The 23,375-nt window shown below is 71.7% G+C and carries 21 protein-coding genes; 9 read left to right on the forward strand and 12 right to left on the reverse strand.

Annotation, left to right across the window (positions count from 1 at the left end; all coding sequences use genetic code 11):
- Window positions 1-35: 35 nt before the first annotated feature.
- Both TCUR_RS25015 and TCUR_RS13715 read right to left on the reverse strand, forming a co-directional pair.
- On the reverse strand, window positions 36-2,735 hold the full coding sequence (locus tag TCUR_RS25015; protein WP_012853111.1) for a type I polyketide synthase: 2,700 nt from the start codon (window positions 2,733-2,735) through the stop codon (window positions 36-38).
- A complete protein-coding gene (locus TCUR_RS13715) occupies window positions 2,728-3,768 on the reverse strand; it encodes an acyltransferase domain-containing protein (protein ID WP_012853112.1) in 1,041 nt (346 codons plus the stop codon). Before TCUR_RS13715 ends, TCUR_RS25015 begins: the two co-directional genes overlap by 8 nt.
- Window positions 3,769-3,929: 161 nt before the next feature.
- On the opposite strand from TCUR_RS13715, the gene TCUR_RS13720 reads away from it, so the two are divergent.
- From TCUR_RS13720 to TCUR_RS13740, 5 genes are all read left to right on the forward strand, one after another.
- Complete coding sequence (locus tag TCUR_RS13720; RefSeq protein ID WP_012853113.1) at window positions 3,930-4,958, forward strand: ketoacyl-ACP synthase III family protein; 1,029 nt, start codon at window positions 3,930-3,932, stop codon at window positions 4,956-4,958.
- A gap of 123 nt (window positions 4,959-5,081) precedes the next feature.
- Complete coding sequence (locus TCUR_RS13725) at window positions 5,082-6,524, forward strand: alpha/beta fold hydrolase (RefSeq protein WP_012853114.1); 1,443 nt, start codon at window positions 5,082-5,084, stop codon at window positions 6,522-6,524.
- 53 nt (window positions 6,525-6,577) lie between these two features.
- A complete protein-coding gene (locus TCUR_RS13730) occupies window positions 6,578-7,804 on the forward strand; it encodes an FAD-dependent oxidoreductase (protein ID WP_012853115.1) in 1,227 nt (408 codons plus the stop codon).
- 49 nt (window positions 7,805-7,853) lie between these two features.
- Entirely contained in the window at window positions 7,854-9,089 is a 1,236-nt protein-coding gene (locus TCUR_RS13735; RefSeq protein WP_012853116.1) for a cytochrome P450, read from the forward strand.
- 5 nt (window positions 9,090-9,094) lie between these two features.
- Entirely contained in the window at window positions 9,095-9,808 is a 714-nt protein-coding gene (locus TCUR_RS13740) for a class I SAM-dependent methyltransferase (protein WP_012853117.1), read from the forward strand.
- A gap of 78 nt (window positions 9,809-9,886) precedes the next feature.
- Here TCUR_RS13740 and TCUR_RS13745 read toward each other — a convergent pair whose 3' ends face one another.
- The 3 genes from TCUR_RS13745 to TCUR_RS13755 all read right to left on the reverse strand — a co-directional run bounded on the left by TCUR_RS13745 (window position 9,887) and on the right by TCUR_RS13755 (window position 12,719).
- Window positions 9,887-10,867 (reverse strand): NAD-dependent epimerase/dehydratase family protein, encoded by a 981-nt coding sequence (locus TCUR_RS13745; protein WP_012853118.1) that lies wholly within the window; start codon window positions 10,865-10,867, stop codon window positions 9,887-9,889.
- A complete protein-coding gene (locus TCUR_RS13750; protein ID WP_012853119.1) occupies window positions 10,864-12,006 on the reverse strand; it encodes a nucleotide disphospho-sugar-binding domain-containing protein in 1,143 nt (380 codons plus the stop codon). Before TCUR_RS13750 ends, TCUR_RS13745 begins: the two co-directional genes overlap by 4 nt.
- Window positions 12,007-12,092: 86 nt before the next feature.
- Window positions 12,093-12,719, reverse strand: coding sequence for a dTDP-4-dehydrorhamnose 3,5-epimerase family protein (locus TCUR_RS13755; RefSeq protein WP_012853120.1), 627 nt, complete (start codon window positions 12,717-12,719; stop codon window positions 12,093-12,095).
- A gap of 248 nt (window positions 12,720-12,967) precedes the next feature.
- Here TCUR_RS13755 and TCUR_RS13760 point away from each other — a divergent pair, with 248 nt between their 5' ends.
- Window positions 12,968-14,056, forward strand: coding sequence for a winged helix DNA-binding domain-containing protein (locus tag TCUR_RS13760; RefSeq protein WP_012853121.1), 1,089 nt, complete (start codon window positions 12,968-12,970; stop codon window positions 14,054-14,056).
- A gap of 142 nt (window positions 14,057-14,198) precedes the next feature.
- Here TCUR_RS13760 and TCUR_RS13765 read toward each other — a convergent pair whose 3' ends face one another.
- Window positions 14,199-14,978 (reverse strand): 3-oxoacyl-ACP reductase, encoded by a 780-nt coding sequence (locus tag TCUR_RS13765; protein ID WP_012853122.1) that lies wholly within the window; start codon window positions 14,976-14,978, stop codon window positions 14,199-14,201.
- A 22-nt stretch (window positions 14,979-15,000) separates the two neighbouring features.
- Complete coding sequence (locus TCUR_RS13770) at window positions 15,001-15,249, reverse strand: acyl carrier protein (RefSeq protein WP_012853123.1); 249 nt, start codon at window positions 15,247-15,249, stop codon at window positions 15,001-15,003.
- A gap of 177 nt (window positions 15,250-15,426) precedes the next feature.
- Between TCUR_RS13770 and TCUR_RS13775 the strand changes: the two genes are divergently transcribed.
- Complete coding sequence (locus TCUR_RS13775) at window positions 15,427-15,894, forward strand: hypothetical protein (protein WP_012853124.1); 468 nt, start codon at window positions 15,427-15,429, stop codon at window positions 15,892-15,894.
- Between the two features lie 51 nt (window positions 15,895-15,945).
- On the opposite strand, the gene TCUR_RS13780 is transcribed toward TCUR_RS13775, so the two are convergent.
- The 4 genes from TCUR_RS13780 to rfbB all read right to left on the reverse strand — a co-directional run bounded on the left by TCUR_RS13780 (window position 15,946) and on the right by rfbB (window position 19,983).
- Window positions 15,946-17,127, reverse strand: a complete 1,182-nt coding sequence (locus tag TCUR_RS13780) for an acyltransferase family protein (protein ID WP_012853125.1) — start codon at window positions 17,125-17,127, stop codon at window positions 15,946-15,948.
- Between the two features lie 361 nt (window positions 17,128-17,488).
- On the reverse strand, window positions 17,489-18,136 hold the full coding sequence (locus tag TCUR_RS13785) for an FMN-dependent NADH-azoreductase (protein ID WP_012853126.1): 648 nt from the start codon (window positions 18,134-18,136) through the stop codon (window positions 17,489-17,491).
- A gap of 85 nt (window positions 18,137-18,221) precedes the next feature.
- Window positions 18,222-18,935: a class I SAM-dependent methyltransferase gene (locus tag TCUR_RS13790; RefSeq protein ID WP_012853127.1), complete on the reverse strand. Its 714-nt coding sequence runs from the start codon at window positions 18,933-18,935 to the stop codon at window positions 18,222-18,224.
- A gap of 37 nt (window positions 18,936-18,972) precedes the next feature.
- Window positions 18,973-19,983: a dTDP-glucose 4,6-dehydratase gene (gene rfbB / locus TCUR_RS13795; RefSeq protein WP_012853128.1), complete on the reverse strand. Its 1,011-nt coding sequence runs from the start codon at window positions 19,981-19,983 to the stop codon at window positions 18,973-18,975.
- A gap of 145 nt (window positions 19,984-20,128) precedes the next feature.
- Here rfbB and TCUR_RS26530 point away from each other — a divergent pair, with 145 nt between their 5' ends.
- A complete protein-coding gene (locus tag TCUR_RS26530; RefSeq protein ID WP_012853129.1) occupies window positions 20,129-20,938 on the forward strand; it encodes an antibiotic biosynthesis monooxygenase in 810 nt (269 codons plus the stop codon).
- Between the two features lie 156 nt (window positions 20,939-21,094).
- Here the strand turns inward: TCUR_RS26530 and TCUR_RS13805 are convergent, their stop codons facing one another.
- The gene (locus tag TCUR_RS13805; RefSeq protein WP_245536859.1) at window positions 21,095-21,844 is read right to left on the reverse strand and encodes an AfsR/SARP family transcriptional regulator; all 750 of its coding nucleotides are present in this window, start codon (window positions 21,842-21,844) and stop codon (window positions 21,095-21,097) included.
- Window positions 21,845-22,236: 392 nt separating this feature from the next.
- Between TCUR_RS13805 and TCUR_RS13810 the strand changes: the two genes are divergently transcribed.
- Window positions 22,237-23,355, forward strand: a complete 1,119-nt coding sequence (locus tag TCUR_RS13810) for a carboxylate-amine ligase (RefSeq protein ID WP_012853131.1) — start codon at window positions 22,237-22,239, stop codon at window positions 23,353-23,355.
- The last annotated feature ends 20 nt before the right edge of the window (window positions 23,356-23,375 follow it).

Consider the following 23,375-nt stretch of genomic DNA (forward strand, 5'->3'; position numbering starts at 1 on the left):
CGTGCAGCGGATGCGCCGTGCCGGGCGGCGGGCGGTCAGCCGGATGCTTCCGTCCGGAGCGCTTCGATCAGCGCCGCCGGGGTGGGATGGTCGAACAGCAGGGTGGCGGGCAGGTCGCGGCCGGTGCGCCCGGCGATCGCGGTGCGCAGCGCCACCGCCATCCGCGAGTCCAGCCCCAGGTCAGTGAACGTGCGGTCCAGGTCCAGCTCACTGCCCGGGTCGGCGCCCAGCAGCCGGTTGGTGCACTCAACGACCAGGGCCGCCGGATCGCCGTCCCAGTCCGGGACCGGCGCGGCCGGCCCGGCGGTCAGTTCCGGCAGGGCGGTGTCCAGCCAGTACGGCTTGCGCTGGAAGGGGTACAGCGGCAGGTCGACCGGGCGCGCCCCCGGCCCGTACAGGGCGGACCAGTCGACCGGGGCGCCGCAGACGAAGGCCGCGGCGGCGGCCGCGGCGACCCCGGCGGTCTCGTCGCCGCCGGCCAGCGGTGCGGCGTACCGGGCGGCGTCCGGCCCGAGCGTCTCGGCCGCCAGGGCCGACAGCTGCGCGCCGGGACCGGCCTCGATGAAGAGCCGGGCGCCCAGCTCATGGGCGGTCCGCACGGCCAGGTCGAAGCGAGTGGCGGCGCCCGGGTGCCGCAGCCAGTGGTCCGGGTGCGCGCTCTCCTGCGGGGCCGCCGCCCGGCCGGTCACCGCCGACACGATCACCGGGCCGACGGGCCGGTTCCAGGTCAGCGTGTCGGCGACGGCCCGCAGCTCGTCCATGGAACCTCCCGCCGCGCCGTCCATCAGCCGGGCGCGGTGCGCGACCAGCGTCGCCGCGTCCTCCAACGACAGCACGCCCGCGACGTGGGCCGCCACGAACTCGCCCTGGGAGCGGCCGGCCAGCACGCCGGGGGTCATTCCCCACGACTCCAGCAGCCGGTACAGGGCGATCTGCAGCGCGAACAGCGCCGGCTGGGCGTGGACGGCACGCACGTCCAGGTCGTCGCGTTCCCACAAGGTGTCCTGGAGGGCGGTGCCCAGGTGCGGTTCGACCGCGGCGCAGGCCTCATCGAACGCCCGTGCGAAGACTTCGAACTCCTTGTGGAGCCGTCGTCCCAGGCCCGTCCGCCAAGCGCCGGGGCCGGGAAACAGGTAGGCGATGCGGCACTCGCCCGGCGCGACGGCGCCGGTGATCGGGGCGGTCTCCGCGCCGGTGATCGGGCCCGGCTCCTGCGGTTCCGTCCCGTCGGCCAGGGCCCGCAGCCGGGAGGCCAGGCCGGCGGCGTCGGCGGCGACCACGGCGGCGCGGCAGCGCAGCGGCGCCCGGGTCGTGGCCGCGGAGAAGGCCAGGTCCAGCAGGGCGGGGCGGCGGGAACGCGTCATCCGGTCGGCGAGCCCGGCCGCCAGCCGGCGCAGCGCCGTCTCGTCGTGCGCGGACAGCGGCACCGGGACCGCCCGGTCCCCGGTCTGCGGCGGCGGCCCGGCCTGCGGGCGGGGGGCCTCGCCGAGCACCACATGGCAGTTGGTGCCGCCGAGGCCGAAGGAGGATACCCCGGCCACCAGCGGCCGATCGGCGGCCGGCCAGTCCTGCCATTCGTCGCACACCCGCAGTCCCAGCCCCTCCAGGTCGATCGCCGGGTTGGGCCGCCGGTAGTTCAGGCTGGGCGGCAGCCGGCGGTGGAACAGGCTCGCCGCCGTCTTGATGACCCCGGCGATGCCCGCCGCCCCCTCCAGATGGCCGATGTTGGTCTTGACCGAGCCCACCAGCAGCGGCGCGCCCGGCGGGCGTCCCCGGCCCAGCACCTCGCCCAGGGCGGCCGCCTCCACCGGGTCGCCCACGGGGGTGCCGGTGCCGTGCAGTTCCACGTAGGCCACCTCGGATGGCGCCACCCCGGCTTCCCGGTAGGCCCTGGTCAGCACTTCCCGCTGGGCGTCCCGGCTGGGCGCGGTGAGGCCGGGACCGCCGCCGTCGTTGTTGACCGCGCTGGCCAGTACGGTGCAGTACACCCGGTCACCGGCGGCCAGGGCGGCGTCGAGCGGTTTGAGGATCAGCACACCGGCGCCCTCGCCGCGCACGATCCCGTCGGCCCGGGAGTCGAAGGTGTGGCAGCGGCCGGTGGGCGACATCGCGCCCAGCTCGGCCAGGATCCGGTCTCCGATGGCCTCCAGGTTCAGTTGGACGCCTGCGACCACGGCCATGGCGCACTCCCCGCGCCGCAGGGCGCCCACCGCCTGGTGCAATGCCACCAGCGAGGAGGACTGGCCGGTGTCGATGACCATGCTGGGCCCGGTGAACCCGAAGGCGTGCGAGAGCCGGTTGGCCAGGAAGGCCCGGCCGATCCCGGTCATGGTGTAGGGGCCGACCGTCCCGGAGGCGCGGCTGGCCAGCGCATAGTCGTCGGAGCAGGAGCCGACGAAGACGCCGGTCGGACCGGGTGGCGCGCTCGGCGGGATGCGCGCGTCCTCCAGGGCGTGCCAGCACAGTTCCAGCAGGATCCGCTGCTGAGGGTCCATCGCGGCGGCCTCGCGGGCGGAGATGCCGAAGAAGGCGGCGTCGAAACGCTCGACCTCGGCGAGGTAGCCGCCCGGGCGGCGGCCCTTGCGGCGACCGGTGCCCGATCCGATGGCCTCGCCGCCCGACAGCAGCATCCGCCAGAACCCGGCCAGGTCGTCGGCTCCGGGGAAACGGCAGGCCATGCCGACCACGGCCACCGGTTCCGCGAGTGCGGCCTGCGCGGCGGTGCGGTCAGCCATGGCGTCCTCCCGCCTCCATCGCGGCGGGTCGCCGGGCCCGAGCAGCCGGCGGGGCGGTGAGCCGGCGGCGCGCTTCGTCGACGGCCCTGCGGTCCGCCTCGTCGCCCCGCGGACGGTCCGGCAGCAGCGGCAGGACACGGCTGTGTCCTTGGACGACCCGGCGCTGCCGGCGGGCCAGCTGGGTCAGGCTGTTGCCCGGCCCGGCCTCCACCAGCACGCAGTCGTGGTCGTCCAGCAGCTTGGTCAGCGCGCCGTGAAAGTAGACGGTCTGGGCGGCCTGCCACGCCCAGAACTCCGGATCGGTCGCCTGCCGGTCGGTCAGCACGGCCTGGGTGTAGGCGGAGTAGACGGTCAGCCGCGGCGGGCGCAGCCGCACCTGACGGAATCCCGGCAGGGTGGCCAGCACCGCCTTCTCGACCACCGGGCTGTGGAACGCCTGGCGGGCCAGCACGTCCCGGCAGATCAGGCCCCGGCCGTCCAGGATCCGTGCCGCCTCCTCCAGCGGCTCACGCTCCCCGGCCAGCAGCACCTGGCGGGGCCCGTTGACCGCTGCCAGGTGCACCCTGCCGCCCAGCAGATCGGCGACGTCCTCCACCGAGGCCGCCACGGCGAGCATGCCGCCGGGCGGGGTGTCGGCGAAGCAGGCGATCCGCTCGCGCATCAGCCGCATGCCGTCGCCGAAGTCGATGACCCCGGCCAGGGTGGCGGCGGCGACCTCGCCGACGCTGTGCCCCAGCAGGGCCACCGGGCGGACGCCCCAGCCGAGCACCATCTGTCCCAGCGCGTGGTTCACCGCGTACAGCAGCGGCTGCGCCACGGTCACGTCGTCGAACATCGGCGACGGCGACGATGCGAGCCATTCGGCTCGCAGCCGCGGGCCGTCGTCGCCCATCAGGCCGAAGGCCTCATCCATCCAGGCCGTGAACGTCTCCTCGTGCCCGTACAGGCCGGCCGCCATCCTCGGGTGTTGGGCACCCTGCCCGGGAAGGACGAGGGCGACCGGCCCGACGGTCTGCTGCCCTGTGAGCGACATCCGGTCACCTTCCTCTCCTCGCCCCGACGGTGCGGCGAGGGCTTCAAGACTCGCCTGAGGATCGATCGAGGCCCCAGGGCTCCGTCTGTGCTTGAGCCGCCTGCGAGCACCGCCGCACAGGGTCTGTCGAACGGTGGACCCATGTCGCGGAAGGAGGAGCGGTGGGGGGCGCGGAGATCTTCGTATCCGGTGTCGGCCTGTACCTGGCGCCGGCCATGCCCGCCGAGGAGGCGGTCGAACGCGGGCTCACCGATCTCTGGACCGTCCGGCGCACCCGGATGCGTTCGGTGTGCGTCGGCGAGGAGTCGGGCCCCGAAATGGCGGTCAAGGCCGCCCGGGACGCGCTGCGCCACGCCGGTGCCGCCCCGGACGACATCGACTTGGTGCTGCACGCCAGCACCTACTTTCAGGGTCACGACCTGTGGGCGCCGGCCTCCTACGTGCAGCGGGAGTCGATCGGCGACCGGCCCCGGGGCGCCTGCCCCGCCATGGACGTCGGGCAGTTGTCCAACGGCGGCCTGGCCGCCATGGAACTGGCCGCGGCCTACCTGCGGGCCGACCCTCGCCGGCACAGCGCGCTGATCACCACCGGTGACCGGTTCTGCCCGCCGGGCTTTGACCGTTGGGCGACCGACCCGGGCACGGTGTGCGGGGACGGCGGCACCGCGCTCGTGCTGTCGCGGGTCGGCGGTTTCGCCCGGCTGCGCAGCCTGGTGACCGTCTCCGACCCGGCGCTGGAGAAGATGGGCCGGGGCGCCGACCCGTTCGGGGCCGGGCCGCTGACGGCCCGCGTCCCGATCAGCCTGGAGCAGCATCGCGCTCTGCTGATGAAGGAACTGGGCGCATCGGAGCTGATCGACCGGCTGCGCGCCGGGCAGCGGGCGGCCTACGAGCGGGCCCTGGCCGAGGCCGGCCTCCAGGCCAAGGAGATCGCCTGGTTCGTGGTGCCCAACCTGGGTCACTCGAAGATGGAGTTCCAGTTCTTCACCGCTTTGGACATCGACCCCGGCCGCACGACCTGGCCGTGGGGTTCGGGGGTCGGTCATCTGGGCGCCGGTGACCAGATCGCTGGGCTGGCTCATCTGGTGCGCATCGGCGCGCTGGCGCCCGGCCAATCATGCGCGCTGATCGGTGCCGGCGGCGGGTTCGCCTGGACGGTGGCCGTGCTGGACGTGTTGCGCATCCCCTGAACGCCCGCACCGGGCGTCCAGCCCTCTTCCACGCGGATTCGAGAGCAGTGCGGAAGCCTCGCCAGCAAATCCCAACAAAACGCACCAAGTGCCGCAAAAGAACAGAGAGCGGGCCAGAAGATCATGACAGTAGCCGAAGCGAAAGACGCCCTGCAGGCGTTCCGCGACCAGCAGGTGCGCTGGACCGACGCCGGCCAGGGCCTGGAACAGGCCACCATCGAAGTCCCCCTCGACTACTCCAACCCCACCGGACGCTGGCTGACCATCGCGATCAGCCGCCGGCGGGCGCTGGACCCGCAGCGGCGCCGGGGCATCCTGCTGGCGGTCAACGGCGGGCCCGGCGGATACTTCGGGTTCGGCCGGCGCTTCCCCGACATCCTGGCCGACAGCCCGCTCGCCCACTGCTACGACCTGATCGGCTTCGACCCCCGGGGCACCGGCGACTCCACCCCGCTGACCTCCGAGGTCACCCCGGTGCGGGCTCCGCTCGACTCCCGGCCCGACGACGCGGCCTTCGCGCTGATCGCCGAGGACATGCGCGTCCGCGAAGAGGGCAACCAGCGGGCCGGCGGCGACCTGCGTCCCCACTTCAGCACCCGCAACATCGCCCGCGACATGGACCTGATCCGGGCCGTGCTGGGCGAACCGGTGATCAACTTCCTGGGCTACACCTTCGGGACCTACCTGGGCGCCGTCTACGGCAGCATGTTCCCCGCCCACCTGGACCGCAGCGTGCTCGACTCGTGCGTGCACCCGGACTGGTCCTGGCGCGAGCAACTGATGGCGCAGGGCCCGGCCAACCGGGAGAACGTGGAGAAGTGGGCCGCCTGGGTGGCCGAGCGCAACCGGCACTTCGGGCTGGGCACCTCCGCCGAGCAGGTCCTGGAGGCCGTCGAAGAGGCCGCCGCCGCCCTGGCTGCGGACGGGCGGGCAGAGAGCATCCGGCTGCGCACGCTGTTCGACGGCGCGCTCGGCTCGCGATCGGCGAACCGGGCGCGCTGGGAAGAGCTCGGCCGGATGGTCGCCGACCTGCGCGGCGGCGACCTGGAAGCGGCCCGGACCTGGCTGGCCGACGAGCGGATCTGGCCGCCGACCGAGACCGGCGGCACCACCCGCTGCGGCGTCCTGGACGCCGTCACGCTGGAGAAGGACTGGCCCACCGACCTGGAGACCTACTACGCCGACATGCGCCGCTACCGCGAGCGCTACCCCTACGGGTACGGCGTGATGCGGGCCCAGCCGTGGGTCGGGGCCTTCCGCTCCTTCCGCCCGCCGGAGCCGCCGACCGTCCTGCGCCGGGACGGCTACCCGGCCGGGATCGTGGTGCGCGCCGACGGAGACCCGATCGACCACGCCGCCGGCGGCGCGGCCATGGCGGCCCGGCTCGGGCACCGGCTGATCACCGTCGCCGACTCCGGCCAGCACGAGATCTACCTGCTGTGCCGCAACCCCGAAGTGGACGCCCTGGTCACCGGCTACCTCGTCGACGGCGTCCTGCCGCCGCACGACGTCGTCTGCGCCAGCACCGTCCCCCGTCCGGACATCCCGGCCGACCCGGCCGAGTGACGTCCGTCCGCGAACCGATCACATCCGCACAGGCGCTCAGAGAGGAAGGCAGCATGGCACGCGCACTGGTCATCGGGGGTGGCATCGCCGGCCCGGTCGCCGCGATGGCGTTGCAGAAGGTCGGTTTCGAGCCGACGATCTACGAGGCCTTCGACCGCGCCGCAGACGGCGTCGGCGCTTTCGTGAACCTCGCCCCCAACGGCCTGAACGCCCTGGAGAACCTAGGCCTGGCCGAGCTGGTCACCCGCAAGGGCTTCGACACCCCCGAGATCGCCTTCTACAAGCACACCGGCAAGCCGCTCACCGGTCCGATCAGCATCGGCCGCCATTCCGGCGACGGTGCCGTGATCCGCACCTTGCGCCGCCCGGAGCTGTACGCCGAGCTGCGCAACGAGGCCATCCGCCGCGGCATCCGCATCGAGTACGGCAAGCGCCTGGTGGACGCCGTCCCCACCGCCGACGGGGTGTGCGCGGTGTTCGCCGACGAGCAGACCGCCGAGGGCGACATCCTGATCGGCGCCGACGGCCTGCACTCGCAGGTGCGGAGCGTCATCGACCCGGCCTCGCCCGCCCCCCGTTTCCTGGGCGTGCTCAACGTCTTCGGCTCCGCCGAGGGCCTGCGGGTCGAGGGCAAGCCCGGCCCGCTGCACATGTTCTTCGGGCGCAAGGGCTTCTTCATGTACATCAAGACCCCCAGCGGTGACGTGTGGTGGTTCGCCAACCCGGCGGTGCCCGACGAGGCGCGCGCCGAGCGGCTGCGCCGCCTGCCGGCCGAGAGCCGGCGGGAGTGGCTGCTGGAGGTGTTCGGGGGCGACAAAATGCCCGCCGCCCGGATCGTCGCCGCCTCGACGGACCTGCCCGCCCCCACCCTCGCCTACGACGTGCCGAAGGTGCCGCGCTGGCACCGCGACCGCATGATCATCATCGGGGACGCCGCGCACGCGGTGTCCCAGACCGCAGGCCAGGGCGCCGCCGTCGCCATGGAGGACGCGATCGTGCTGGCCAAGTGCCTGCGGGACGCGCCGACGGTCGAGGCCGCCTTCGACGCCTACGAGTCGCTCCGCCGGGAGCGGGCGGAGGCCATCGTGGCGCTGGGCAAGCACAACAAGGAGGGCAACACCGCCGGCCCGCTGGGACGGGTGATCCGGGACTTCTTCATCAAGCGCGCCTTCCGGGAGGGGTCCAAGAACAACCCCGTCTGGCCGCACACCCACCGTATTCACTGGGACACGCCGGTGGTCATCGGCGACGCCCGGTCCGGCGTGCGCACGGCCTCGTGACCGTGGTGCACCGACGCGTCCCGCAGCACAGTTCGAGGAGCAACCGACGATGACCGCGACCACCCACGAGTCCTGTCCGGTCCACCGGTCCGAGCAGCCGTTCCCCCACCCCCGGCAGGGTCCGTTCACCGTGCCCGCGACGTACGCGGAGATGGTGGAAAAGGGCGTCGTCCAAGTGACGCTCGCCAACACCGGGCTCCGCGTCTGGGCGGTCACCGGCTATGACCGGATCCGCAGGCTGCTGGCCGATTCGAGGATCAGCGCCTCCCGCAAGCACGACAACTTCCCGTTCTTCTTCGTCCCCCCGCCGCAGGCGCGCACCGAGACCTCCTTCATCGGCTACGACCCCCCCGAGCACACCGCCGCGCGGCGCAAGGTGGCCGCGGCGTTCACCCGCCAGCGGGTCAGGCTGCTGCGGCCGATGATCCAGCGGGTCATCGACGAGCACATCGACCGGCTGCTGGAGTGCGAGCCACCGGTCGACTTCCACTGGAACTTCTCGCTGTCGGTGCCGACCACCGTGATCTGCGAGTACCTGGGCGTCCCTCAGAACGACCACGCCTTCATCATCAAGCACAGCAACAATCTGTTCGGCGCCGACAGCACCCCCAAGGAGCGGCTGGCCGCGATCGTGGAGGTCAACGACTACATCGCCGACCTGGTCGAGCACAAGGAGAAGGAGCCCGGCGACGACCTGACCAGTGCGGTGATCGCCGAGTACCGCGCCTGCGGTGAGGAGTACTCCCGGCGGGAGCTGGTCAACATGATCAGAATGCTGCTGAACGGGGGGCATGAGACCACCGCCAGCATGATCTCGCTGGGCACCGCCTGCCTGCTGGAGCATCCCGACCAGCTGGCCGAGCTGCTGGCCGACCCCGAAGGCCTGATCGAGCCGGCCGTCGAGGAGCTGGTGCGGCTGGCGAGCATCGGCGACCTGGCGGTGCCCCGGGTGGCGCTGGAGGACATCGACATCGACGGCACCGTGATCCCCGCCGGGGACGGGATCCTGTGCCTGCTGCTGACCGCCAACCACGACCCGCGGGTCTTCCCCGACCCCGAACGGCTCGAGCTGCGCCGGGGCAGCCGCAAGCAGCTCGGTTTCGGGTACGGGGCGCACCACTGCATCGGCGCCGAGCTGGCCCGGCTGGAACTGCAGCTGGTGTGGACGACCCTGTTCCGCCGCATCCCATCGCTGCGGCTGGTCAAACCGCTGGCCGAGGTGCCCCGCAAGGAGGGCGCCATCGTCTACGGCCTGTGGTCCCTGCCCGTCACCTGGGAGACGTGAGGCCCATGTACGAGGCAGACCTCGCCGAGATCTACGACATGGTGTACCGGGGCCGGGGCAAGGACTACGCCGCCGAGGCCGCCGAGGTGAGCGAACTGGTGCTGGCCCGCAGGCCGGACGCGGTGTCGCTGCTGGACGTGGCCTGCGGGACCGGTGCGCACCTGGCCTTCACCCGGGAGCGCTTTGAGACCGTCGAAGGGCTGGAGCTGTCCGAGCACATGATCGCCAAGGCGCGGGAGGCGCTGCCCGGCGTCCCGGTGCACCGGGGCGACATGCGCGACTTCGACCTGGGCCGCACCTACGACGCAGCCATGTGCATGTTCAGCTCCATCGGCTACCTGGGGTCGACGGGAGAGCTGGAGGCCACGCTGAGCCGCCTGGCCCGGCACTTGAGCCCCGGCGGCGTCCTGGTGATCGAGCCCTGGTACTTTCCCGAGCGTTTCATCGACGGCTACATCGCCCGTGACCTGGTCTCCTGTGGTGACCGGGTGGTGGCCCGGGTCTCGCACTCCACCAGGAACGGCCGGCAGGTGCCGATCACGGTGCACTACATCGTCGCCGACAAGTCGGCCGGCATCCGGCACTTCACGGACCTGCATTTGATGAGGCTGTTCACCCGGGAGGAGTACGAGAGGGCCTTCGAGCGGGCCGGTTTCGCCGTCGAGTACCTGACGGACGGGCGCTTTGACTGCGGGTTGTTCGTCGGGGTGCTCAAATGAGGCGCGCCGTCTGACGATCGCCGACGGACGAAGGGTCCGGGCCGGCCGGCCCGGACCCTTCACCGTGTCCTGCGCTCCTCACCGCCCGGTCGCCGGGACCGCGGCCTGTTCCCACATGGCCCGCAGCGAGTCCGCCAGGTCGATGCGGGCCCGCCAGCCGAGCAGCTCGGCGGCGGGCCGGGGATCGACTCGCATCCATGCTCCGCCCAGGCCGGCGGCCCGCCGGTCCTCGGCGGCGACGATGCGCACCGGATGGCCGGTCACCGCGGCGAACGTCTCCACCAGGGTCCGCGCGGCGACGGCCCGTCCGCTGCCGATGGCGATCGCCCGGCCCGGGCAGTCCGCCTCGGCCGCCAGGGCGACGGCTCGGGCGACGTCGCGGACGTCCACGTAGTCACGCCGGGTGTCGGTGACGGTGACCGACATGACACCGCCCTCGGCCAGCGCCGCGCGCAGCATCGCCACCAGCTTGCCGGGGAAGCTCTCCGGGGACGGGTGGGGACCGCTGATGTTGGCCGACCGCAGCACCAGGGCGTCGACCTCGCCGGTCCGGGCGGCCCGCAGCACCGCCTGCGAGCCGGCGAGCTTCGTCCTGGCGTAGGGCGTGCGCGGGTTCGGCCGGGTGTGCTCGCCGACCGACGTGCCGACGGGGACGTCCCCGTACTCGTGCACGGTGCCGATGTGCACCAGGCGGGGACGCCACGGCAGGGAGCCGATTCCGGCCAGCAGCCGCCGCACCAGGTCCAGATTCATCCGGACCATCTCCTCCTCCGTCCGGTCCCAGCCGTCGGTGGCGTTCGCCGCATCCGTGGCGTTGACGATCAGGTGCGCCCGCTCCCGCGCCAGCAGCGCGCCGATCCGCTCGGCGGTGGCGGTCTCCAGGTCCAGCGAGACGAACCGGTGGCCCGCCGCATGGGGCGCCGGGTGGCGGGCCACCGCGATGAGCCCATAGCCGCGGCGGGCCAGCTCGGCACAGACGTGCCGGCCGAGCCAGCCGGTGCCGCCCAGCACGACCGCCCGCCGCCCGTGCGGTGCCGCTCCGGGCGTCGGGCGTCTCATCGAGCGTCCGCCACCAGGCGTTCGATGACCGGCACCATCGCGGCGGGCGACGGCAGACCGGCGATCTCCTCCCGCGCCGCGACGGCCTGCTTGGCGTAGCCGGGCTCCTCCAGCAGGGCCCGGCAGGACTCCAGCAGCCGCTCAGGAGTCAGCTCGGCGGGCGGCAGGTGGTGCACCGCGCCGAACTCGGCCAGCCGGCGCACCGCATCGATCGGCTTGCCGCGGCCGGGGATGACCACCTGGGGCAGGCCCTGGCAGAGGCTGGCCAGCATGGTGCCCGGACCGCCGTGGTGCACCACGGCGTCACAGCCGGGCAGCGCGGAGGTCAGCGACACCCAGCCGGCGGCGATGACGTTGTCCGGCAACGGACCCAGGCCCTCCACCAGGTGGTCGGCCACCGCCACGACCAGCTCGGCGTCCAGGGACGACAGGGCCCCCAGCATCTGGGCCAGCATCGGCAGCCCGCCGATCTGCGGCTGCACCGAGCCGAGGGTGACCAGCACCCGCGGGCGGGTCCGCTCCTGCAGCGCCCAGTCGGGGATCGCACCGGGCTCCCCGTAGGGCACGTACCGCACCTGCTGCGCACCCTCGGTGATCTCGCCCAGCAGCGGCGGGCAGTTGTCGATGATCAGGTCCGGTTCCGGCAGCCCGTCCAGGCCCAGCCGCTCCAGCTCAGGAGCCAGCTCCCGGGTCGCGGAGGTGACGATCGGCAGGTCACCGGGGCCGACGGTGTGCTTGATCCACGGCACGCCGTGCAGCCGCGCGGCCGCGGCGACGGCGGCGAAGGAGTAGGACTCGGTGACGATGGCGTCCGGCCGCCACCGGGCGACCAGGTCGCGCAGGCCGTCGACGGTACGGGCGGCCAGCCTGCCGAAGCCCCGCCCGATCTCGACCGTCATGCCCTCGTAGGAGTCGGGCGGGCGGACGATGTTGCCCTCCCGGTCCCTGGCCATGACATCGCCCATGTCCAGCGAGCCGCACACTGGAGTCATGGCCAGTCCGGACTGTCGTACGGTCTCCTCGAAACTCTCCGCGGTCGCGACCAGCACCTCATGACCGGCCGCGCGCAGCGCCCACGCCAGGGGAACGATCGGGAAGAACAGCGGGTGCGCCGGGCCGGTGTTCATCAAGATCTTCATGCCCGGAAGTTAGGAAATCACTCTGGAGACCGGCTTGACCACGACTCGACAGGCACCCAAATTTTGGACATAGCCACACTTTGCGACTATACCGCCGCATTTCCATATGCACCGAAAATATCGGCTTCGATGCGCAGGCAGTCGGCGTATTCCGGCAGCTCGCCGGCGGCCATGACCTGTTCCAGGGTCGGTGCCTTCCGGTCCCGTTCGGACAGGATCGGTTCGATATCAGAGGGAATGGGCAGGCGCAGCCGCGGATCGAACACCGACAGTTCCCGCTCATTCTCGGGGGTGAAGCACTCAGAGAGCAGATAGGACATCACCGAGCCGTCCCGCAGGGCGACAAAGGCGTGCCCCACCCCCACCGGCAGGTACACGGCCCGGCAGTCGTCCGGGCCGAGCGGCACGGCGTCATAGCGGCCGAACGTCGGCGACCCGAGCCTGAGGTCCACCACGATGTCGAGCACCCTGCCATGGGGGCAGAAGACGTACTTGGCCGTCCGGCCCGGCGGAGTGACGGTGAAGTGCACGCCGCGCACCACGCCGCGCCGGGACACGCTGTGAATCGTCTGCGCCACCGGGAACGCCCGGTGCCCGCCCACCCGGGAGAACCCCTCTCCGTGGAAGGGCGTCACCACCTGCCCGCGGGCGTCCCGGAAGATCGGGGGGACGAACTCGAACGCACCGGCCACCGCGAGTTCACGTACTCGCATTCCTCGCTCCGCTCCAGTGAACCTTTTTCAACACGCCGTTCTGCCTGCTCGTCATCGTGACGGCCGGCTTTCCCCCACGATCCCGGCGGGCACGGCCGCACGGGCTCACAGGCCGCGTGCGGAAAAGAGTTCAGCGGGATTCCAGCGATGCTCGAGCCGGTGCCGGGGAAATCGGTGTCACCCGCTGGCAGCATCGATAACATCCCTTGAACGCCGCTGGAGACCCGGTCGACGTTTGAAAGGACGTGATGGAGACCCTGAGCCGCCGGGCGCTCAACCGGGCGACGCTGGAGCGCCAGCTACTGCTGCGCCGGGTCGACTGGCCGCCCGCCAAGGTGATCGAGCATCTGGTCGGCCTGCAGGGCCAGGACCCGGACCCGCCCTACTTCGGCCTGTGGTCGCGGATCGAGGGCTTCCAAATCGAGGACCTGGTCCGGCTGCTGCACGATCGCCAAGTGGTGCGGGCGATGCTCTTCCGCGGCACCCAGCACCTGCTCACCGCCGACGACTACGTGCGATTCCGGCCGCTGTTCGACAAGCTGCTGGCCACCTTGCAGAACGGGACCTTCCGCCGCCAGACCGAAGGCATCGACCTGGCCGAACTGGCCCGGGCCGCTCGCGAGATCATCGGATCCGGCACGGTGACCCGCCCCGAGCTGGGCAGGGCACTGGCCGAGCGGTGGCCCGGACGGGATCAGGTGGCGCTGGCGCGGTCGGCCCAGCACCTGCTGCCGGTCCTGCATCCGCCGCCCGACGGCCTGTGGCGGCGGCGTGGTGCCACGCCGTTCGCGCTCGCCGAGCACTGGCTGGGCCGGCCGCTGTCGAAAGAACCGTCGGTGCAGGACCTCATCCGGCGCTACCTGGCGGCCTTCGGCCCGGCCACGGTCAGCGACGTGCGGGCCTGGAGCGGGCTGACCGGGCTGAAGGAGGCCTTCGAGCCGCTGCGGCCGAAACTGCGCACCTTCCGGGACGAAAACGGGCGGGAACTGTTCGACCTGCCCGACGCACCGCGCCCCGACCCGGACGTGCCCGCCCCGGTGCGCTTTCTGGCCGCGCTCGACAACGTGGTGCTCAGCTACCACGACCGCTCCCGCATCGTGACCGAGGAGCAGCGCAAGTACGCCTGGATCGACGCGACGATGACGGTGGACGGCTTCGTGCGCGGGCTGTGGGCCATCAAGCGGGCCAAGAAGACCGCCACACTGGACATCCGGCTGTTCGAGCCACTGTCCAAACGACAGGAGGCGGAGGTCCTCGCCGAGGGCGAGCGGCTGCTGCGCTTCGGTGCCGCCGACTGCGAGGTCCACGACATCCGGTTCCGCCCGGTCGGGGAGTGAACGCCCCGCCGTACCGTCCCGGACACCGGCGGGACGAAGGCCCCGGCAGGTCCCAGGCCCGGCTTCCCGGACGCCGGGCCTGGGCGGATCCCGCCACGGGGACGGGGAGCCCTCATCCGCGGGGGCCGAAGGCGGAAAGGGCTCAGTAGTTGCCGAGTCCGCCGCAGACGTTGAGCGCCTGCGCGGTGATGGAGGCGGCGGTATCGGTCACCAGGTACGCGACCAGGCCGGCCACCTCTTCCGGAGTGGAGTAACGGCCCAGCGGAATCTTGGCGTTGAACCTTTCGAGCACCTCCTGCTCGGTGATGCCCCAGTACTCGGCATAGCCGGCCCGGACTCGCTCGGCCATCGGCGTCTCGACGTACCCGGGGCACACCGCGTTGACGGTGATACCGGTCTTGGCCAGCTCCAGGCCCACGGCCTTGGTGAAACCCACCACCCCGTGCTTGGAGGCCGAGTACGGCGAGGCGTAGATCACGCCCTGCTTGCCTCCGGTGGAGGCGATGTTGATGATCCGCCCGTAGCCGTCCTTGCCCATCCCACCGTTGGCCAGTACCTCCCGGGTGACGCGGAAGACACCGTTGAGGTTGGTGTCGATCACGTCGAGCCAGAGCTGCTCATCGAGCGCGGCGATCTCTCCGCCCCCGCTGCGGCCGGCGTTGTTGACCAGGATGTCGATGCGCCCGTACCGAGCGACGGCGTCCGCCACGGCGGCCCGCACCTCCTCCCCGGAGGTCACGTCGCAAGGGCCACCCGACACCTCCAGGCCCTCGGCGGTGAGCCGGCCGACGGTCGCCGCCATTTTCTCGGCGTTCCGCGCGCATCCGTACACCGCGATCCCCTGCCGGGCCAGGGTGCGGGTCACCGCCAGGCCGATGCCGCTGCTGGCGCCGGTGACGAAGGCGACTCGCCTGTCGGTCATCTGCCCGTCTCCTTGCCGCCGCTCACGCGGCCAAGCCGGTGTTGACGAGGTCCAGCAGAGCGGCCGGGGTCTCGATGTCGGCGATGGCGTCGGTGACGTCCACGCCGTACTCCCGCTTGATCAAGGCCGCGGTCTCCAGCAGGGCCAGGGAGTCATAGCCCAGCTCGCTGAAGCTGGTGTCGGCGATGTCGTCGCCGAGCGGGATCGACTCGTCCTCCCCCGCGCTGACGCGCAGCATCTCCTTGAGCCGCTCAAGGGTCAGTTCCGCCATTTCACGCTCCTGTGGTCGGATTCGCCCATGGATTTCCTCTGAGGATCAGCGGAATCACTCGGGCCGTGCTGGTGAACACCTGGAACCGCCCCCCGCCGTCCCCTCCAGCGAATTTCGAGCGATTCTCCGATTCATTCCTGATATCTGTCGCTGACCGATTCGTCACGGGGAGGGAAAGTGATCCGCACAGCATGGCGCGTCGCGGCCGGAACGGCCGCCGTGGTGGCCGGGATCTGCATAGCGACGCCGGCGGAGGCGGCCGCCCGTCGCACGGGGCACCCGGTCGGCACCTGGACCGGAGTGGTCTCCTGGGACGGCGGACGGCAGGAGGTGGCGATGTCCTTCTTCGCCGACGGCACGCTGTGCCTGGTGCCCGAGGACGACCCGGCCGGCGGCGCCGAAGGCTCGGGGGTATGGCGGCACACGGGCGGCAATCGTTTCTCGTTCACCGCCACCGAGCGGTTCTACGGCCCCGACGGGGAGACGCTCGGGTGGCTGACGACCTCCCAGAAGGCCGTGCAGACCGGGCCGCGGTTCCGCAGCAAGGGCGAGTCCGCCCAGTACGACGCCGAGTGGAACCTCTACTACACCGTCACCTCGCGGCTGGACATGCGCCGCACCGGCACCAGCCCGACGCCCTGCTGAAGCCGCGGCGGGCGGCCGGGAGCACTGGAAAGCCCTCCCGGCCGCCTTCCCTCACGAGACCGGCCGACCCGCCACGGCGGCGGGGACCTCGGCCGAAGAGGAACCCGGGCGATGCGCCGGGCGGCTCCACCGGCGCATCGCCGGCCGCTCCACCAGCGTGTAGAGCAGCCAGGCGAGGACGAGACTGACCACGATGGTCACCGAAGCCTGCAGCAGGGCCTCCGGCACCGTCGCAGTCGTCCCCCAGCTCTGCCCCCACTGGGGGTCTGAGCGGCCGATCGGGCCGTAGGCGATCACCAGCCAGTGCACCAGGTACAGGGCGTAGGAGATCTCGCCGAGCCGGACCATCGTCCGGCCGCCGAAAACGGTGCCGTGCCGCCCGATATCGGCGGTCGCGGCGGCGGCGATCACGAAGGCCAGCGGCATGACGGTCACCGCCACCTCCCCGAACCGGTCGGGCAGCCAGGCGCTCAGCAGACAGCCGCCGATGGCCAGCGGAACCGCGACGGTCAGCGGAACCCGGATCCAGCGTCCGCTGATGACGATCCGCGCCAGCAGGATGCCCAGCACGAACTCCAGCGCCCGCACCGGGGGGAAGAAGGTCATGAACCACCCGCCCAGCCACGGCTCGCCGCTCCCGTAGATCCGCTCGCCGGCCGGCAGCAGGCCGGCCACCGCCGGCACCGCGAAGATCGCGGCCGTCACGGCCGCAAAGCACGCCCACAGCCGCTCCGGCCGGATCCGCCGGATCAACGCCAGCAGCCAGGGGAACGACAGGTAAAAGAACAGCTCGCAGGCCAGCGACCAGGACGGGGTGTTGATGAAGAAGTTCAGCAGCACCCCCTGGTCGGGGATCCAGGCGTGCGCCAGCAGCGCCACCGGGACGGTGTTGCCGAAGGTCACCGCGGCCCCGGTGAGCAGCATCAACGCCACGGCGGCGGCGAAGGTCACCAGGTGGTTGGGGAAGATCTTCACGACCCGGCGGCGCCAGAACAGCAGTTTGGTGTCGGAGTCGGTGGCGACCCAGGTCAGCACGAAACCGCTGAGGATGAAAAAGAACGACACCCCGACGGCGCCGGCGGCGTAAAAGAGTGCGATCTCAAATTCCCGCTCGGGGGCCACTCGCGGCAGCAAGGTGATCCCGCAGTGGCACAGCAGCACCAGCGACGCCGCGACGAAGCGCAGCCCGGTCAACGAAGGCAGCCGCGACGACCGCCCCAGAGGATCGACCATGTCCCTTTTCCTTTTCCTGCATATCGAATGGCCGAGCCCTTCCCGGCGGGCTGTTCCCACAAGCCGACGAGAAGGGGAAGAGGGCTCGGCCAGGGCTGTTGCGGCCCCGGAAACGGGGCCGCAACGGGGCGGTATTACGGATCGGGTCCCGTCACGCCCGCCCTGTGGACCTTTTCCGGCACACCGCCCCTGCAGGTCGAGATGGAAACGTCGCGGTAACGGACGCACCGAGGCCCCGCTTCGGCACCTTGGGCCACGTGTTGAAAAGGTCCTGTGCGCTCACCGATCCGCCGGCCCGTTCCCGCACCGGCCGGCGGGGCGGTGACCGGCCCGTGCGGGTCGCGCGGCGGGAAGGGGTCGCTCAGCCGGCGAGCTGCGCGGCGACCTTGCGGGCGCGCTCCTCGATGGCGGCCTCGGCCTCGCGCCGCGACTTGCGCGCCAGTTCCGCCAGCTCCGGCGGCTCGTTGACGAGCGTCAGCTGCGCTGTGATGACCGACAGTTCCATCTGCAGGGCACCTGCGAAGACCGTCCGCAGATACGGCTCGACGTGGTCCCAGCCGGCCAGCGGGGCGTCGGGGGTGTAGCCGCCGCCGTAGGCGAGTACCACGGTCGCCGGCCGGCCGGCCAGCGGGTGCGTCTCCCCCGGCTGGACCAGGGTCACGCCATCGATCAGCACCTGGTCCAGCCACGCCTTGAGGTGCGCGGGAATGGTCCAGTTGTGCATCGGCGCGCTCACCAGCACGGCGTCGGCCGACAGCAGCTCCTCGGCCAGCGCGGTGCGGTACCGTGCCGCCTCGGCCTGCGCCTGCGTACGGGCCTCCTCCGGCATGTAGAACGTCATGATGGCGTCCCGGTCCAGCAGCGGGAGCGGGTCGGCGCACACGTCCCGGTAGACGACGGTGCCGGTGGGAAGCTCCTCCTCCCAGCGGGCGCGGAAGGCCGCCGCCAGCCCGCGGGAGACAGACATGTCGCCCATGGGCGAAGAGTCGATGTGCAGCAGTCGGGCCATGTTTCCCTCCGGATCGGCGTGTGGAGCGGTCTGCGACCACGGTCGGCCCACCCCCTGCAGGACGGGTCGACACTCGGTCGAGCCGTCACCGCCGGACGCCGACGAACAGCCCGCGCCCGCACTGGATGCCGTCGATGTACTCGACGTCCAGGCCGGCCGCGGTGAACGCCTCCTCGTACTGCCGCCGCTCGAACAGCATCGCCCGGTGAACCTCTGCGAAGTGCCGGATGCCGGTGTCGGCGCCGACGACGGTGTAGTGGACCTCCATGCGCGAGGCGTCCCCGTCGCGGACGGTGTGGGCCACGCGGGCGATGAGCATGCCGTCCGCCTCGACCACGTCGCCCGAGCAGTAGCGATCGATGAACTTCTCCGGCAGCCACCAGGGTTCGACCGCCACCACCCCGCCGGGCACGACATGGCGGGCGAAGCAGCGCAGCGCGGCGTGCAGCTCCGCCTCGCTGGTGACATAGGCGATCGAGGCGAACAGGCAGGTGACGGCGTCGAAGGTGCGGCCAAGGTCGAAGTCGCGCATGTCGCCGTGGTGCAGCTTCACCCCCGGCAGCGCGGCCCGGGCGATGTCGAGCATGGGCTCCGACAGCTCCAGGCCCTCGGCGTCGTCGAACATGTCCAGGAACGGCTCCAGGTGCCCGCCGGTGCCGCAGGCCACGTCCAGCACGGAACGCGCCTCCGGCATCCGGCGCCTGATCTGGGCGGCGACCTCGGTCGCCTCGCCCCGGTAGTCCTTGCCGCGCGCCCGGTGCTGGGCGTCGTAGATCTTGGCGGCCTCCGCCCCGTACATACCGGCCTCCCCGGTCTTGTGTGCGATCTCGTGCGGTTCAGGTGCCCAGCGCGTGAACGGCGGATTCACGGACGGTTCCGGCGCTCTCCCTGAGCGGCTTCCACCAGTCGGGATGATCCCGGTACCAGGCGACAGTGGCGGCCAGTCCCTCTTCGAACGGCACCTGGGGCGCGTAGCCCAGTTCGGCGCGGATCTTGGAGTCGTCCAGGGCGTAGCGCCGGTCGTGCCCCTTGCGGTCCGGAACCCGCCGGATCATCTCCGGGCCGGCGCCGCACAGCCGTACCAGTTCCTCGGCGATCTGCCGGTTGGTCCGCTCGGTCCCCCCGCCGATGTTGTAGACCTCCCCGGCCCGGCCCGAGGTGAGCACCAGCTGCACGGCGCGGCAGTGGTCGGACACGTGCAGCCACTCGCGTACGTGGGAGCCGTCACCATACAGCGGGGCCGGCTCGCCGCTCAGCAGGTTGGTGACGAACAGCGGGATGAGCTTCTCCACATGCTGGTAGGGCCCGTAGTTGTTGGAGCAGCGGGTGACCGACACGTCCAGCCCGTGGGTGCGCGCGTAGGACAGCGCGATCAGGTCGCTGGCGGCCTTGGAGGCGGCATAAGGGGAATTCGGGCTGAGCGGCCACTCCTCCGTCCAGGCCCCCTGCTCGATGGAGCCGTACACCTCATCGGTGGACACATGCACCACCCGTGCGACCCCGGTGGCGAGGCAGGCGTGCATGAGATTCTGGGTGCCCAGCACGTTGGTGCTGACGAAGTCGCCGGCGTTCACCAGCGAGCGGTCCACGTGCGACTCGGCGGCGAAGTGCACCACGGCGTCGTGCCCGTCCACCAGCTCCAGCAGCAGGGACTGCTGGCAGATATCGGCCTGGACGAACTCCAGCCGCGGGTGCGAGGCCGGCAGATTGGCCCGGTTCCCGGCATAGGTGAGCTTGTCGACGACGGTGATCTTGGCGTCGGTGAAGCCGGGATACTCGCCGTCGAGCATTGCGCGTACGTAGTACGAGCCGATGAAACCGGCGGCTCCGGTGACCAGGATGCGCATACCGGAACCATCACGGCGGTGCCTTGAGACCCTCTACATCACCGGTCGAGACGCCCGCCCTTCCCTGTCCATCTCGGCTCCATCGGCTTTCGAGAGCCGGCTCCGAACCTGTCGGGTGAATTCCCGATGGTCCAGGAGGGTCTTCATGGCCGAGCCGAAGCGAGTTCCCGACGTCCGCAAGGAGGTCACGGTGGAGGCGCCCATCGAGCGCGCCTTCGCCATCTTCGCCGAGCATCCGATCGAGTGGTGGCCTGAACATCACGTGTTCGTCGAGAACCGCCAATCCATCACCATCGAGCCCAAGGTGGGCGGCCGCTACTACGAGCGGGGCGCCGACGGGACCGAGATCGCCTGGGGCACCGTGGTGGAGTGGGACCCGCCCCGCCGGATCGTGCTGACCTGGCGTGTCGGGCCGAACTGGCAGCCGATCCACGACGATGAGAAGGCCAGCTTCATCGAGGTCGACTTCCGGCCCGACGGCCCGGACCGGACGGTCGTTTCGCTCACCCACAGCGGGCTGGACCGGCACGGGGAGATCGCGGAGTTCATCCACTCCGCGCTCGACGGTCCCAGCCCGGGCGAGACCCTGGCGCAGTACCGGGACGTGGTGGCGCGGCACATGAAGGCCCGCGCCGCCGAGCTGGCCGACGGCCCGGTCACCCTGATCAACCGGTTCACGGTGACCGGCTCGGCGGAGGAGTTCGAGCGTGCGTTCGCCACCACCGCGGCCTATTTCGCCGAGCAGCCGGGGTTCATCGACCACAACTTGCTGCGCCAGACCGACGAGCCCCGCTCGTACGTGAACGTCGCCCGCTGGACCGACGGGGCCTCGCTGCGGGCGGCGGTGACGCGGCCGGAGTTCAAGCGGCACGCGCTGGCGCTGCGAGCGGTCAGCACCTCGGACCCGAAGGTCTTCTCCGTCCGGCTCACCACGACCGCCGTGGACGCCGGCTGAACCTCCCGTCCAGGGCCGGCCCGCCGCGCGGGTCGGTCCGTCTCCCCATTCCGCACCGGCCGCCTGGAAGCGGGGAGCGGCTCTGCCCCAAAAGCCGCCCTGGAGCAGATCATGGGGCAGATCCGCTCCCGCGGTGGCCCGTGCATCGCCGGACGATCAGGCGGGGATGGCGGCGAAGGCCCCGGTCTCCGGTAGGTCCAGCGCCGGGTCCGCCGAGAGGATCGAGCGCTGCAGCCGCTGCAGCCGGGCCGAGGGCTCCACGCCGAGCTCATTGGCGAGCGCCATGCGCAGCTGCCGGAAGACCTCCAGGGCGCGCCACTGCTGCCCGGAGCGGTACAAGGCGATCATGAACTTCGCGCATAGGTTCTCGTGCATCGGGTTGCGTGCGACCAGCATGGCCAGCTCGCCCAGCAGCGCGTGGTGCCGGCCCAGCCGCAGCTCGGCGTCGATGCGCGTCTCCAGCACCCCGATCCTGCTCTGCTCCAGGCGTGTCGCCTCGACGCTCAGCGGCATGCCCCGCTGCACATCGACCAGCGCTTCCCCCGACCACATATCGAGCGCCTTGCGCAGCAGCTCGGCCGCCGCCACGTAGTCTCCGCGCTCCCAGGCACGGTTGCCCTGCTCGGCCAGTTTCTCGTACTCTTGGGCATCCACCGTCACGGCATCGGCCGGGAACAAGTAGCCGTTATAGCGGGTGACCAGGATGTCTTTGGCCGATCCGGAGTCGGAGGAACGGCCGATGAGCCGGCGCAGCTGCAAAATGTAGGTCTGCATGGTCGTCAGCGCACTGCGCGGCGGATCCTCCCCCCAGATCTCCTCCACCAGGGTGGGCACCGGGACCACCTCGCCGGCGCGCAGCGCCAGCAACGCCAGGATCTGCCGCGGCTTGGCCGCCGTCGGCGCCACCGATTGACCGTTCCTGGTCGCTTCAAGGGGCCCCAGCACCTTGATGCGCATCATCGAAGCTCTCCCCTCGCCGAAGCATCCGTCACAGGAATGTCTCTTCAACAAGTGCAAAGCAAAACCCGTGAGGGGGACAGTGCCGCCGCCATCAATACGGCGTGAAAAACTCACAGCACATAAGTGAGAAATTCATAAGTCCGACGTCGGGGCAGGTCACCGGGCGTCCTGTGGTGCGTCCCAGCGGCGGCGGACCGCTCCCGGGCAGGCTCTGAGGGGCGTGCCGGCGGTCGGGGGCATCCCGTTCCCCCATGGCTCACGACAGGTCTGCTTCATAGCCTGGAAGCGGACCGCGGCGCTCACCGCGGTCGTGCGGCGGCGGTGAGGTGGGCACGGACATGAGCGTGGACGGTGAAGCCCTCCGGTTCGGAGTGGAAGAGGAGTTCCTGGTCATCGACCGCCGGACCCGGGCCACCGTGGCGGGGGCACCCGCGGTGATCGAGCGTGCCGCGGCCCGGCTCGGCGACCGGGTCTGCGGGGAGATCACGCTGGTGCAAGTGGAGAGCCGCACCAGGCCCTGCACCACGGCCGCCGAGCTGGCCGGTCAGATCGCCGCCAACCGCGCCCACCTGGCCGCCGCGGCCGACGGGGGCGGGCTGGGCGTCATCGCCAGCGGCACTCCGGTGCTGGGCGGCGCGGTCCCCTCCCCGATCACCGAGGGACCCCGTCAGAACCGGGGCAACGCCACCTTCCGCGGGCTGCACCACGAGGCGGCCTTCTGCGCGCTGCACGTCCATGTGGAGATGGCCGACCGGGAGCGGGCCGTGCGGATGAGCAACCATCTGCGCCCCCACCTGCCGGTGCTGATCGCGCTGGGCGCCAACTCCCCTTACTGGTGCGAGCGCGACACCGGGTACGCCAGCTGGCGGACCCTGCTGTGGAGCCGCTGGCCGGTGGCCGGCCCGCCGCCCTACCTGGAGTCCGCCGAGCACTACGACACGCTGGTGGCCACCATGCAGGAGGCCGGGGCGCTGGTCGATGTCGGCAACGTCTTCTGGGACATCCGGCCCTCGGCGCACCTGCCGACCCTGGAGGTGCGGGTGAGCGACGTGCCGATCACCGCCGAGGAGTCCGCCGCGCTGGCCGCGCTGGTGCGCGCCCTGATCACCAGCCTGCTGCCGGCGGTCGACCGCGGCGAAGACGGCCCGCACCTGCGGCCGGAGCTGCTGCGCCTGGCCTACTGGCGGGCCGCCCGCGACGGGCTGAGCGGATCGGGGGTGGACGTGCACACCGGCAAACTGCTGCCGGCCGTCGAGCTGGCCGAGCGGCTGCTGGAGACGGCCCGGCCGGGCCTGGAGCGGCACGGGGACCTGGGGCGGGTCACCGGCTGGCTGCGCCGGCTGATCGAGCACGGGGACGGGGCCTCCCGGCAGCGCCGGGCCGCCCGCGGCGGCGGGCTGACCGGTGTGGTGGACCATCTCCTCCAGCAGACCGCGCCCATGCCCCGGGCCGTGTGACCGCCGCGGTCCGCCGGGCA

Source organism: Thermomonospora curvata DSM 43183, assembly GCF_000024385.1.
Taxonomy (GTDB): Bacteria; Actinomycetota; Actinomycetes; order Streptosporangiales; family Streptosporangiaceae; genus Thermomonospora; species Thermomonospora curvata.

What these genes read in the sequence shown, in the direction of transcription:
- TCUR_RS13790 (WP_012853127.1), bottom strand. Translation starts at nt 18,935, where the DNA reads ATGTACGGGGCGGAGGCCGCCAAGATCTACGACGCCCAGCACCGGGCG.
- TCUR_RS13765 (WP_012853122.1), bottom strand. Translation starts at nt 14,978, where the DNA reads ATGACCGACAGGCGAGTCGCCTTCGTCACCGGCGCCAGCAGCGGCATC.
- TCUR_RS13715 (WP_012853112.1), bottom strand. Translation starts at nt 3,768, where the DNA reads ATGTCGCTCACAGGGCAGCAGACCGTCGGGCCGGTCGCCCTCGTCCTT.
- TCUR_RS13740 (WP_012853117.1), top strand. Translation starts at nt 9,095, where the DNA reads ATGTACGAGGCAGACCTCGCCGAGATCTACGACATGGTGTACCGGGGC.
- TCUR_RS13760 (WP_012853121.1), top strand. Translation starts at nt 12,968, where the DNA reads ATGGAGACCCTGAGCCGCCGGGCGCTCAACCGGGCGACGCTGGAGCGC.
- TCUR_RS25015 (WP_012853111.1), bottom strand. Translation starts at nt 2,735, where the DNA reads ATGGCTGACCGCACCGCCGCGCAGGCCGCACTCGCGGAACCGGTGGCC.
- TCUR_RS13730 (WP_012853115.1), top strand. Translation starts at nt 6,578, where the DNA reads ATGGCACGCGCACTGGTCATCGGGGGTGGCATCGCCGGCCCGGTCGCC.
- TCUR_RS13755 (WP_012853120.1), bottom strand. Translation starts at nt 12,719, where the DNA reads ATGCGAGTACGTGAACTCGCGGTGGCCGGTGCGTTCGAGTTCGTCCCC.
- TCUR_RS13785 (WP_012853126.1), bottom strand. Translation starts at nt 18,136, where the DNA reads ATGGCCCGACTGCTGCACATCGACTCTTCGCCCATGGGCGACATGTCT.
- rfbB (WP_012853128.1), bottom strand. Translation starts at nt 19,983, where the DNA reads ATGCGCATCCTGGTCACCGGAGCCGCCGGTTTCATCGGCTCGTACTAC.
- TCUR_RS13725 (WP_012853114.1), top strand. Translation starts at nt 5,082, where the DNA reads ATGACAGTAGCCGAAGCGAAAGACGCCCTGCAGGCGTTCCGCGACCAG.
- TCUR_RS13735 (WP_012853116.1), top strand. Translation starts at nt 7,854, where the DNA reads ATGACCGCGACCACCCACGAGTCCTGTCCGGTCCACCGGTCCGAGCAG.
- TCUR_RS13780 (WP_012853125.1), bottom strand. Translation starts at nt 17,127, where the DNA reads ATGGTCGATCCTCTGGGGCGGTCGTCGCGGCTGCCTTCGTTGACCGGG.
- TCUR_RS13770 (WP_012853123.1), bottom strand. Translation starts at nt 15,249, where the DNA reads ATGGCGGAACTGACCCTTGAGCGGCTCAAGGAGATGCTGCGCGTCAGC.
- TCUR_RS13745 (WP_012853118.1), bottom strand. Translation starts at nt 10,867, where the DNA reads ATGAGACGCCCGACGCCCGGAGCGGCACCGCACGGGCGGCGGGCGGTC.
- TCUR_RS13810 (WP_012853131.1), top strand. Translation starts at nt 22,237, where the DNA reads ATGAGCGTGGACGGTGAAGCCCTCCGGTTCGGAGTGGAAGAGGAGTTC.
- TCUR_RS26530 (WP_012853129.1), top strand. Translation starts at nt 20,129, where the DNA reads ATGGCCGAGCCGAAGCGAGTTCCCGACGTCCGCAAGGAGGTCACGGTG.
- TCUR_RS13750 (WP_012853119.1), bottom strand. Translation starts at nt 12,006, where the DNA reads ATGAAGATCTTGATGAACACCGGCCCGGCGCACCCGCTGTTCTTCCCG.